A 10,885-nucleotide genomic window follows, 5' to 3' on the forward strand; every position below is an offset into this window, starting at 1 on the left:
TTTTTTTATGTCCTCAGAGTGGTTGAGGGCTGATTTTATAGAGAGACGGGGGAAAGGTCATGAACGAAACGGGGGAAATCTTCAAAGGAGGGGAAGGGGATGTAGTGCCGATCCAAAGGCTTGAAGATGTGGAAAAGGGATTGTCTGCTTTATCAGATGAATTTGCTAGACTTGCGGCAGAAAGTAACGCCATGCAACTTAAACTCAACTATCTTGATGAGAGCCGGAGCCGTCACGAAGAAGATGTGAAACAGATTAAACAAGCTTCAGCGGAAATGAAGATTCAATTCAATGAAATCATGCGCCGGTGGGATACCTTGGATGCACGTATGTTTCAATTACTTCAACAAAGCCAGGAAGACGAAAAGGCGGGGCAAAAGAGCTGGATGGACTTTACTAAGTTCGTTTTAGGAGGCACGATCATTGCTATCGTCGCCTTCATTTTTAGAGGGGGATTGTGATAATTGGATACAACCAAATATACGATAGAACGGCGCTACATAAACAAGCGCCATAACGTAAGACCGGGTACTCGCCTAACAAGCGGGAATCCGGTCTTTTTAGTTGCACACGACACGGGTAATCCAGGAGCTTCAGCGGATAACCACTTTACCTATTTTCAAAATCTAAAAGACCGATCCGCATCTGCTCAGGTCTTTGTAGATGACAAAAAGATTCTTGAAATCATCCCAACAGGAACCGGACCAGACGCAGCAGAGAAAGCTTGGCACGTCTTGTACAACGTCACCACGGATAACGAACGCTTTGGCGACGATGCAAACGATATCGCCCTTGGTATAGAACTTTGTTTTGGTGGCAAGATCGACACGCTGGAGGCTTACAAACGCTTTGTATGGTATATGGCTTACTGCTGTAACAAGTGGGGGATTAATCCACGTACACACATACCAAGCCATAAACAGCTTGACCCTGCTCGTAAGAGAGACGTAGACCAAGCGCTTGCGACTATTGGCAAGACGCTAAAGGAATTGGTTTATGACGTGGAAGCAGAGCTTAAAGGCGCTTCTGTGGCTCCTGTTGCGCTGGACTTTACACCGCTGCCTGTGTATATCGCTCAGTCGCTTATAGACAACTATGTATCTCCAGCTTGGTTTGCCAGCCAGAAGGCAGCCGATCAGGAAGGCAAGACACACTTTCATAACCTCGCTAATAACCTGCGAGCTGCGGCCGGGCTTAATGAAAAGAATCTGCCGCTTGCTGGATCTGTGAAGCTGTACAAGTCCAATGCACAAGAGATTATCTTCCGGTGGCTCCAACCAGCTTGGTTTAAAGCGAAACAAGCGGGTGACAAGGAACAAATGCAACATTTCAACAATCTGGCTAATTATCTGCGCGCTGCCGCAGGTCTGCCCAAACAATAATAGGGGGATTTTATATGCAAACAATTATCGAAACTGTACAACCTTACGTAAATACCATCGTCACAGCCGCTGCGGGTGTGCTTACAGCGTTTGTTTTAGGAGGTCTGAACAAACTCAAAACTAAGGTTAACGTGTGGCTAGAAGCGCGTACAACGGCAGCACAGAGGGAAGTAATACACAAGATTGCTGGGGAGGGCTTCGCTTTTGCTCAAACGGCGTTTAAGCAGGCTGGAGGCGAGCGTAAGCTTCAAGAAGCTTTACAGTATGCTACACTCCGTTTGACAGAACAAGGCATTACAGTGTCAGTTGTGGAGCTTCAAGCCGCGATTGAGAAAGCATATCTGGAGTATAAGGCCAAAACAAAAGCGGTACTGGCTACTGAAGCACAGCCAAACGAGGAGGCAGCACAGGTAGCAGCTAAGGAAGCTGTATCGGGTCTTGCTGCAAAGCTTAATGATTTCTTGGCACAGGCTACAGCAGAAGTGGGACCCGCTGCCTCTGCTCAGGTTCAATCTGCACCCGAGCCTAATCCTGCACCAGTAGATTCCGTAAAAACTCCAGTCATTACGGAGTAAACCTAAAAAGTTAATGCCCTACTAGCTTCCGCTGGTGGGGTTATTTTTGTTTTCGGGTTGTTAAGCAAGCTGTTAATTCACCTATATTCATAGCGTTGTCATTTTACCTATCCCCAAAACGACGCTATAAATATAGGTTTTATCCTAATAACGTCCCTGAAATGTACTTAGGTTAGTCTTTTTTCAGCCTAACTATGGGAGAAAGGTGTTTATTATGATAATAGAGAAATTTAGAAAACAAACAAAATGGAGGTGCTTAGGGATGTATTAAAGTGTTCAAAGATTGACAGGAATATTTATACAATGGTACATTTTTACTAGATGAATGTATTATCTCACAACAGAATCAACCATGGGATGAGGATATTATGAAATTAAACAAAATTTTCGCGGAAATAAGATTCGAACCCTCTTTTTTATTTGAGGACGGAAGGACACGAAATGATATTGTAAAAGAGCTAAAAAAAGATTTCCCTCATTTTGAATACAGGGAAGAGAACAAAATGCTCTTGTTTTTAAATCCGCAAACCGCATCAAATGTACAACTGTATCAAGAACGACTGGTTATAGACTTGGATTTACCAAAAAACGTACATCAAATTAAGGTTTTAGGCGCTTCCATTATTCCATTTATTATGAGAAAGATGGATGTTGAAAAAACAAAAAGAATCGGTGTAAGGGCTCATTCTTACTTTGAAGAGATCCAAAACAATTTAGATGCTTCAAAAAAACTAGCCAATTATTTTTTCTCACAAAATATTTTAGATTTCTTAGGTGAACAAGCCGCGACATTGGATGTTGAACCAAGAGTTTCTTTTAGGTATAAGGTAAATCACGAATTGACAATGGTTGTTAATACTGGATACTTACACAAAGTTAAAGGCGAAAACCTAAATCTAACTACAGGTGATATTTCATCATTAAACGTGGAAAGCGTTCATCCGCTCATCGATATTGATATTTCAACAGAATTTGAAAAAAAACCCGATCAGATCAATGGTGTTCTAAATGGTATTTGTTCTAATCTTGAAGAGTTCCCGAATAGAATCTGGAGGTAGGCTATAATGTCATCTTTTACTCAAAGTAGATCTTTCATCGGATCGACTTTTGGAGATGGTCTAAGTGATCTGACTCTGCAAAAGAAATATCCAGCAATTGTTGATGTGATTGAAGAATATTCAGAACCTTCAAAAATCAAAGGTACTACCCCTCCTCCCATTGACGTGAGTTCATATTATGAAGTTGATCAAAATGGAGTTGCAATTGAAGGTGACATATCTGAAGTTAAGGAGGCTATTTTTATGTATAAAAAGGTAGTGATGGGCTTCTTTTCATTCGGCATAGTCGGAATTGTTGCGCTCACTTCTTTTTTGGTTTTAGGAATTACAAATACTATTTCAATTATACCTTCTTTGTTCGGAGTGATCTTGTCGGCCGGGTTGCTAGCTGGTATTTATTGTGACTATCAAAAGTGGGAGAAAAGGAATGTTTAATATTGCATTTTCTGTACTTGATGCACCTCCTGAACCCGAAAAAAAAGCTTGGATTAATTTCGAACTAGGTGGTTTGTGGAAAAACGGTAAATTAACAACTGTCACAACAGTCTATTTAGGGACATTAATAGTATTAGTTATTTTTACGATGCTTTTGATATTATTCGGAAAGAATCAAGAATTCATGAAACCAGCACTATTAAATGTCATATGGTACATTATGATAGGAACGCTCCCATTTATTTTTCTGTATGAAATGTTTATGGGATATGTAAATAGGACAAGGCCTTCGGCTGCTGATACATCCAAAGGAACACAGAAAAATCGGCGAAGAAGAGGCTGATCATTTGGCTTTTATATTGTTAGATAAGTCTTTGTGAAATAAAGTATCTCTTGCACCTTGCTGGCATACGCTGGTGGGGTATTTTTTATATTCATTTTTTATTGGTTATCAAAATAAACAGTTGAAAATCCGATATCATAATTGTTCAAAAGGTGGTCTATAAATGCGGCTCATTTTTTATATTTTGTCATTCGCTGTAATTTTTATGTTAGTTGGATGTGGTCAAAGTGAGTTTGAAAAAAATATGAACCATGGGAAAAAATACTTAAAAAGCAAACAATACAGTTCAGCAATAGACAGTTTTAACAATGCCTTAATCGATAATCCCTCAAGCTCTGATGCAAAAACACTATTAGAAAAAGCAAAAGAAGATCAAATAGAATCTACAATGAAAGAAAAACTAACTCAGTATATGAATGAAAATAAAATGATAGTTGTAAAATTTGTGCTTGAGCGAAAACAACAGAAGATAGAGGATTTAACTGTAGAAATTCAGGATGATAAACTCCATAGACTTATAGATATTCAAGAAGAGGAAAGAAAACTAATATCAAAATACCAAGGTTACAAGAGCATAACTGATACTCATGAGAAATTACTTGAATCAATTTCTGCAGCCATTGATCTTCAATCAGATACTGTTACACTCATGAAATATGTAGCTGATAAACCCAACGACTATCAAATAACTGATGAAAAAGCATCAGAAGCTCAGGCTAATCTAAAAACAAACTCTGATTTGAGCAATGAAAAACTAAGAATGTATACAGATTCTTTAGGAGAGTTACAAACTAAGTATGGAGTAGACATATCTGAGAAAACCGAGAATGTCAAAAATCAGTAATTTTTAACCAGTAATTGAATTGATTTGGGCGAGGAGTTCAAAAGAATGGTTACTATTATTTTGTATATCATAATTGGATTGATATCCATCTTCATTATTTTGGGGCTGATCGGTACTGCTTCATTAATTTTTTCAAAAGAAAAAGACAAGAGTTTAGCAGTAATAGCAACAAAGGATGTTTTCAAATACGCGTTTTTACTGATTTTCTTACTTTTTATATTTTACTATGTTTATCCGACACCATATCTATATACACATTCAAAAGAAACTTTGGTCAAAGTGAACAGGCTTACAGGAGAAACAACTTATTTCAGATTTAATGAGGGATGGGTAAAGCCCGAAAACTCTGATTTGCCTGAATAAATAAAATCCCCGCTAATCTTAACTGGTCGGCGGTTTTTTTATTAAAGGAATTACCACATCATTCACCGAATGAATTACTGAGGTGATCAGCATGAACCATACATATAAAGTGTTAAAGTCGGATATAGAACTATTTGCAGCTGCATTAAGCCAGGTAAGAGTATATGTAGTCCAGCCGTTGGGAGAGGATTTGATAGACATTGTGGATTACGGTGGAGTATTGGAGAAGATTACACCTGAAGCCATCAAGATTAACGGGGCGTATTTCTTTCGTAAGCAGTTTGAATTTAGAGTAGATGTGAAAGAGGACTCCAACGGTATATAGCCGATAGAGTCCTTCTCTGTTTTATGTGAGTCGGATGTATATGAATCTACTTAGTAATTGCTGCACATTAATTAGAATTGTCTTGCGCTTATATTGAGGTCCATCTGGGAACCGTCCTGGGTGTAAATGTATACACTATATGAGTTTTTGCTTTGAGAATAAATTTGCAAGGTCTTTTGACTACCAGGTGAAACCGAAGTGTCTATAGAGGTGCTAGAACCCGCTTTCTTAATCTCTACATAAACTGTTGAACTTCCATTATTTTTAACGAACACATTGGCGTCTTCTCCATTCTCAGGGATCATGGTGAAGGTTTTCTCAAATGCTCCTTTTCCAGTGTGATGTATCGGATTAATCAATTGAACATCAAAAGGAGTAATAACATGTCCTTCCTGATTCTCAGTATTTTCAATCACTTTAATGAAACCACTATCAGTTTGATTTGCTGAAATTGAATCCTGCGCAAAAGCAGCAGGGCTTAGTGACAGAAGCAATGATGTGGCGATACCAAAACTCATTAATCTTTTCAAATTAAATCCCTTCTTTCTATAATTTAACTACAAAAATAATTATAATTAATCTGTACATCTGTGTACATAGTCACTAAGTACCATTAAATGATGTTGTTATGTGAATCAATGGGGGATAGTTAGATTAATCTATATATAGTTAAAAGCTCTGCTAACCTTAATTGGTCGGCAGAGCTTTTTTGTTATTCCTATACCACTTCATCTTCAGCTTTTTTAAAATCATCTACACTGTCGTAATACTTGAAACCTCCACCGTTTTTGTCAATAATCCAGTTGATTTTCTCGTCATTTAACCGGACTCCATACATACAGTAATAGAGCATTTCAATTTGTTTTTCATTCCTAATACGGATCAAATGTTTTTCTTGTTCGTTAATAAGGTACCATTTTGTTTCTGTTTGATCTACATTCACATATAACATTGATACCGATGAGGGAAATGGATAGTTAAACCAACGTCCTCGCTGATCCTCGCTATATCCTTCAAATGCCATTTTTAGCCCTCCTACTTGAATAATTTACCAATCACTTTAAATATATCAAACGTTGTACGATTGTACACCTTATTGTATGCCGCCTTACGTGGGTTTCTGAGCCATCCCCAGCCCCGTGGCATCTTGAGTCCTGCACGGTGTACAATCTGCCGTTTGAGGCTGGTACGAGCTGCTATACGCTTGTTTAGGCTGGGCTTGCGTGGGCCGTATTTCATTATCGTTTCTCCAAAGGATTAATACCGAGACTCCGCTTCAATCCTTCCTGTAGCACCTGGGAGAAATTAAGGTGTTGCAGTTCAGCTTGATCATTAAGCCACTTTGGGACAGTCAGTGTCTTTTTAACAGCCTTACTTTCCATAGCTTCCCGAACTACTGGCATATAGACCTGAACGTCACACGCAGCTTCTGTTGCTTCTCTTTGTGCCAAAATAACATCAAGTGGGGAAGGGGCAGGGATAGGGTCGCCGTCTTGTTCCGTAACATACATAAAACCCTCCAGCGCTTCACGAGCTGCAGCGTGCGCTTCTTCGGCAGTATCTCCAAATGTAAGGCAACCAGGAAGATCTGGAAAACGAACGGATATACCCTCTTCAGAATGGTCGAGCAATGCCCAGTAGCGATAAACGTCTTTTTTACTCACTATAATTAACCTCCTTTGGGGAGGGCTGTTCAGCCCTTAATCCCCGCTGTCTTTAGGATACTTGCTTGTGTCTTCGGAGGAAAGCTTTTCTTAGGATGTGGAACCGTAACCTTACCGATTTTTGTCGGATGCTTGAAGTAGTGGTGACTACCATGTACTCCTATTATGTACCATCCGTCCTCTTCTAACAGTTTGATTAATTCTCTCGAACTGTATGATTTCAAGTGATTGCCCTCCTTACACTTATTATTATACACGTATAATAAGTACGTGTCAACGTATTATTTATACGTATAATAAGAGTGTAAAGAATTATTTTCCGTCTCTTTTATAGGAACGAATGTTTGTATATAATACAAGTGAAGGGAGTTGATCGCATTGTTGCCCGATTTAGAACGCAAGCTACTACGGATACTCTACAACTACTCTGCTGGAAGAAGGCGACTACCGACCATACGAGAACTGGAGATAAAGACAGGAAGGCGCACAGAGGACATAAAGGCGGGTCTGTTGGCTCTTGAAAATGATAACTATATCTTCTGGGAAAACAAATCTGATACGCGCCATATCGTAATCATAGAGGGCTGGGATCGCGATCAGAAGATCGTTACGCCACCAGGTGCAGCAAATAGATACTATACGGAATATTAAGCCTCGGATTAATCTGAGGCTTATTTTTTTGTTTTCTAGAAAACATATCCCTTGTAAGGAACAAACGTTCGCTATATAATTTCTACATAACACAACAGGAGGCTACATACATGTCTAAAAAACTAGAAGGTAATGGTTTGTGGGAAAGCAGCCGGATTATCATACCAGAACATAAAGAGGCTTATCTAAAGCTTATGAAGGACCGACAACGGAGGGGAAAGCCTGAGCTAGACGATCAAGAGGTGCAATTGATTGAGCAGGCTCTAATAGACTCTTACAACTCACGCAACGCCGTCACGGTGACCGTGTTTAGCCCGTTCGACGACACGCTTATGACTGGTGTGGTTACATCAATTAACACCGCTAGACGCGAAGTAAAACTGTTTCGTGGTGAGGATGATTTTAGTTGGATTAAGCTGGAGGATATTGTTTCGACAAATTTTTAAAATCTCTTGCTTACGTCATGCGCCCCTATATAATTAAGGTAGATTAATTAGATAGGCGGTGTGAGGTGTTAAGTAATGCGATTTATATACTGCTTGGTATTTTGGATGCAATAGCCGTTATGGTGTTTAGTCTTAAAATATATATGCTTCCAGTAGCATCATATAAAAAAAGAATTATTGGTTTTGGGGTATTAATCGCTATAATTTCTTTTTTCATGCGCGTGGTTTTCGATATTCCTAAGTGGGATTTACCTTTACAATATATACTGTTTATATTGTTTTTCAGATACGGGATGTCGATTAAGACGCATCTTGCGGCATTTATCCTCGGAGCTGGAATAAGTGCATATGCGATTTTGCAAGTCGGCGTCTACTATCTTTATAATTTTCTGGGTATTTTGCAGACTGGGGTACTACAGCAAAACACAACTTATCAGGTCTACATCTTACAATTAACATATATACTTATCTGTTTTGCTATATCGTTTATCCTTAGAATTTATTATACCGGCTTCTCGTTTATCGTTACTCCGCCGCACGATTTTATATGGAAAGAAAATTATTTATCCGCAGAAAATAGGAGGGTATCAGTTAGTGCTCTTTTATCCTCCGTCACCATCTTTATAGCAGAGGTTCTTTTATACCAGTCCAGTCCGTTTGTTCTTTTACTTATGTCTATATTTACCTTCGGTTTCTCCTATATTCTATCAAGAAAGGAGGACATGGAAGATGCTAGAAAGGCTATCGAGGCGTATCGCGCTAGGAATAAAAAGAGCTGATCCAGAGGGGCCAGGAAGCGTTGAGGTGTTAACCTACATAATAGGTATAAAGCTTAATTGGTTTTCTGGTTTTGTGCTTACGGCGTTATTTGGATGGATGCTAGGACACATGGTAGGTGCACTCGTAGCTTTTTTTTCATTTGTTGCACTTAGGAAGTTTTCTGGAGGATTGCATTTTAAATCTTTAACGGTTTGTGCTGTGTTTTCAGCTGCGCTTTTTGCTAGTATTCCCTTGGTGGATTTAGGACATGGTGGCACGCTACTACTTACAGCCATAACAGCATTAGTCGTACTATGCGTGGCGCCGAATAACTTCGAAGAAATTAATCCTTCTAAAATAGATCCATTTCTAAAATGGATTTCCCTTACTATTGTACTCGCTAATTTTATTATTCAATCTCCTATAATTGCTCTTTCTTTCGCGGCTCAGGCTATTTTACTCCTACCGCTACCGATTCTGAAGGGAGGTGAAAAAGCATGAAAAAGACTATTGCGCGTCTTGTGTCCAAACAGTTATTAAAAGATGCTAACAAAGCTGCTGTAAGCCGCAAAACCATCATCGGAGCTTTACCGCTGCCGAAAGAACTAAAGAAATGATTTGATCTATGGACAACAACAGAGAGATTTTTGCACCTGAGATTATGTCGGATGGTAGTTACGGAGATAGGTTTTCATTTTTTGAAAGCGACCTAATAGCTATCGAAAATTGGAAACCAAAATCGAACTATGAAATACCGTTTTTTTTCGCAACCAGCGGTAATTATACAGTTCCAACAACTCTCGGGGAATTCGTTAACGGATTTCCCGATTTTATTAGCCTGGATGCAGGCAATTTGGTCAATCTGAAAAATGTTTCAACACACGAAACAGCAGACTATGGCGGCAAAGTTTTTTTTGGTGATCCCAGAGTTTATACTAGCGTTAATAAGACTAATTCTGTTTTTTTGAGTGACCTTATTGATGCTGCTAATAAGCGCCCCGATGATCGGCGGTTTATTATAGGTGAAACCAAGACTTCGGTTGGTCTTTACCCGGCGAAAGATATTTGCTTTTTTGATATGTGGGACCCAAAAAAAAATTATCATGTTCCTCGTTTTCATAGCCAAAATGAATACATCGCAATCATTTTGACCTTCAAAAAGTGTAAGAAGGTTTTTCCTTATCTTTTTCCTGCTACTCCAAGTCACCTCATAAATTTATCTAAAGTAGCCGGATATGATGAGCAGAGTTATGGAACGGAAATTATATTTAAGGATACGAATTATACTTGCCCTATATCTAAAAGCAAACTTGATATGCTTAAAAAAATTTTAGACTTTAACTAAGCCCACCTTTGGCTGGGCTTTTTATCATACAACAAAGAAAAAGTCAAGATAAATTCACCCTAGGATGGCCCAAATCGATTCGACACGAGACGACATTTTTCCCCTTTACGCCACGATATGATAATTGATATAAAGGGTTAAGACAACAAAAAGACGTACACGGGAAGGATGTGAAAAAACGCCTCCCATGAGAGAGGCGCTTAATTGTGGGTTGGCATCCCTGCCAGGATAGCCGAGTTAGATCCCACTGATAATGATTCACAGCGAGTATACAGGAAAAAGGGTTGCCAGTAAATAAATACATCGGGAGAGTGAATAGATGACACAATTTGATGAAGGCAGAATAGCCGCTATAACAGTAGCGTGTGAGCGTAGTGAAGACTTATTACATAAGAAGCTTTCTGTTATTCTTAACAACCTGCATGATGATTACAATGTCAGTTTGGATATCATTGAAGAGATTGAGAATTTGTACATTGTAAAAGGGGACATTTATTGTAGAACAGGTTACCAACAAGGAGTTAAAGATGCTATAAGGGCAGGAGGGAATTATGTTAACGTGTTAACAGAAAGTTAACGCAACGTAGTGATTTTGGTTCTTATCAGTTCATAAATAGCACAGTAAAAACCCTTTATATTCATATGTATTCATCAATAACACAGGTAAAAGCGGCATGGGCGGCATGATGTAATAA

At 38.9% G+C, this 10,885-nt stretch carries 19 protein-coding genes; 14 read left to right on the forward strand and 5 right to left on the reverse strand.

All coding sequences use genetic code 11. The features are described from left to right. Positions 1 to 59: 59 nt before the first annotated feature. The 9 genes from MMB75_RS25705 (at position 60) to MMB75_RS25745 (ending at position 5,325) form a co-directional block, all read left to right on the forward strand. Entirely contained in the window at positions 60 to 461 is a 402-nt protein-coding gene (locus tag MMB75_RS25705) for a hypothetical protein (RefSeq protein ID WP_277511530.1), read from the forward strand. Between the two features lie 3 nt (positions 462 to 464). Further along, positions 465 to 1,382, forward strand: coding sequence for a peptidoglycan recognition protein family protein (locus MMB75_RS25710; RefSeq protein WP_277511532.1), 918 nt, complete (start codon positions 465 to 467; stop codon positions 1,380 to 1,382). Positions 1,383 to 1,396: 14 nt separating this feature from the next. Then, positions 1,397 to 1,957 (forward strand): phage holin, LLH family, encoded by a 561-nt coding sequence (locus tag MMB75_RS25715; protein ID WP_277511535.1) that lies wholly within the window; start codon positions 1,397 to 1,399, stop codon positions 1,955 to 1,957. Between the two features lie 368 nt (positions 1,958 to 2,325). Further along, complete coding sequence (locus tag MMB75_RS25720) at positions 2,326 to 3,015, forward strand: hypothetical protein (RefSeq protein WP_277511538.1); 690 nt, start codon at positions 2,326 to 2,328, stop codon at positions 3,013 to 3,015. Positions 3,016 to 3,021: 6 nt separating this feature from the next. Beyond that, the gene (locus MMB75_RS25725; protein WP_277511541.1) at positions 3,022 to 3,450 is read left to right on the forward strand and encodes a hypothetical protein; all 429 of its coding nucleotides are present in this window, start codon (positions 3,022 to 3,024) and stop codon (positions 3,448 to 3,450) included. After that, positions 3,443 to 3,793 carry a hypothetical protein gene (locus tag MMB75_RS25730; protein WP_277511543.1) on the forward strand — a complete coding sequence of 117 codons (351 nt, stop codon included), beginning with the start codon at positions 3,443 to 3,445 and terminating at the stop codon, positions 3,791 to 3,793. Before MMB75_RS25725 ends, MMB75_RS25730 begins: the two co-directional genes overlap by 8 nt. Before the next feature lie 163 nt (positions 3,794 to 3,956). Next, positions 3,957 to 4,637, forward strand: coding sequence for a hypothetical protein (locus MMB75_RS25735; protein WP_277511546.1), 681 nt, complete (start codon positions 3,957 to 3,959; stop codon positions 4,635 to 4,637). Between the two features lie 45 nt (positions 4,638 to 4,682). Then, positions 4,683 to 5,000 (forward strand): hypothetical protein, encoded by a 318-nt coding sequence (locus MMB75_RS25740; protein WP_277511551.1) that lies wholly within the window; start codon positions 4,683 to 4,685, stop codon positions 4,998 to 5,000. Between the two features lie 91 nt (positions 5,001 to 5,091). Further along, positions 5,092 to 5,325: a hypothetical protein gene (locus MMB75_RS25745; RefSeq protein ID WP_277511554.1), complete on the forward strand. Its 234-nt coding sequence runs from the start codon at positions 5,092 to 5,094 to the stop codon at positions 5,323 to 5,325. A 71-nt stretch (positions 5,326 to 5,396) separates the two neighbouring features. On the opposite strand, the gene MMB75_RS25750 is transcribed toward MMB75_RS25745, so the two are convergent. From MMB75_RS25750 to MMB75_RS25770, 5 genes are all read right to left on the reverse strand, one after another. Next, positions 5,397 to 5,855: a hypothetical protein gene (locus MMB75_RS25750; RefSeq protein ID WP_277511557.1), complete on the reverse strand. Its 459-nt coding sequence runs from the start codon at positions 5,853 to 5,855 to the stop codon at positions 5,397 to 5,399. A gap of 188 nt (positions 5,856 to 6,043) precedes the next feature. Further along, positions 6,044 to 6,349, reverse strand: a complete 306-nt coding sequence (locus MMB75_RS25755) for a hypothetical protein (protein WP_277511559.1) — start codon at positions 6,347 to 6,349, stop codon at positions 6,044 to 6,046. Positions 6,350 to 6,360: 11 nt separating this feature from the next. Then, positions 6,361 to 6,564: a hypothetical protein gene (locus MMB75_RS25760; RefSeq protein WP_277511562.1), complete on the reverse strand. Its 204-nt coding sequence runs from the start codon at positions 6,562 to 6,564 to the stop codon at positions 6,361 to 6,363. After that, entirely contained in the window at positions 6,564 to 6,989 is a 426-nt protein-coding gene (locus MMB75_RS25765; protein ID WP_277511565.1) for a type II toxin-antitoxin system HicB family antitoxin, read from the reverse strand. The genes MMB75_RS25760 and MMB75_RS25765 overlap by 1 nt, the downstream gene beginning before the upstream one ends. Positions 6,990 to 7,018: 29 nt before the next feature. Beyond that, positions 7,019 to 7,213, reverse strand: a complete 195-nt coding sequence (locus MMB75_RS25770; protein ID WP_152380875.1) for a type II toxin-antitoxin system HicA family toxin — start codon at positions 7,211 to 7,213, stop codon at positions 7,019 to 7,021. 537 nt (positions 7,214 to 7,750) lie between these two features. Here MMB75_RS25770 and MMB75_RS25775 point away from each other — a divergent pair. From MMB75_RS25775 to MMB75_RS25795, 5 genes are all read left to right on the forward strand, one after another. Continuing rightward, a complete protein-coding gene (locus MMB75_RS25775) occupies positions 7,751 to 8,086 on the forward strand; it encodes a YolD-like family protein (protein ID WP_277511569.1) in 336 nt (111 codons plus the stop codon). Positions 8,087 to 8,151: 65 nt separating this feature from the next. Further along, positions 8,152 to 8,865: a hypothetical protein gene (locus MMB75_RS25780; protein ID WP_277511572.1), complete on the forward strand. Its 714-nt coding sequence runs from the start codon at positions 8,152 to 8,154 to the stop codon at positions 8,863 to 8,865. After that, the gene (locus tag MMB75_RS25785) at positions 8,816 to 9,346 is read left to right on the forward strand and encodes an accessory gene regulator ArgB-like protein (protein ID WP_277511575.1); all 531 of its coding nucleotides are present in this window, start codon (positions 8,816 to 8,818) and stop codon (positions 9,344 to 9,346) included. The genes MMB75_RS25780 and MMB75_RS25785 overlap by 50 nt, the downstream gene beginning before the upstream one ends. 124 nt (positions 9,347 to 9,470) lie before the next feature. Further along, the gene (locus MMB75_RS25790) at positions 9,471 to 10,190 is read left to right on the forward strand and encodes a LytTR family transcriptional regulator DNA-binding domain-containing protein (RefSeq protein WP_277511578.1); all 720 of its coding nucleotides are present in this window, start codon (positions 9,471 to 9,473) and stop codon (positions 10,188 to 10,190) included. 319 nt (positions 10,191 to 10,509) lie between these two features. Next, the gene (locus MMB75_RS25795) at positions 10,510 to 10,767 is read left to right on the forward strand and encodes an oxidoreductase (RefSeq protein WP_277511580.1); all 258 of its coding nucleotides are present in this window, start codon (positions 10,510 to 10,512) and stop codon (positions 10,765 to 10,767) included. Positions 10,768 to 10,885 lie beyond the last annotated feature (118 nt).

This window comes from Paenibacillus sp. P2(2022) (assembly GCF_029522175.1).
GTDB lineage: Bacteria > Bacillota > Bacilli > Paenibacillales > Paenibacillaceae > Paenibacillus > Paenibacillus polymyxa.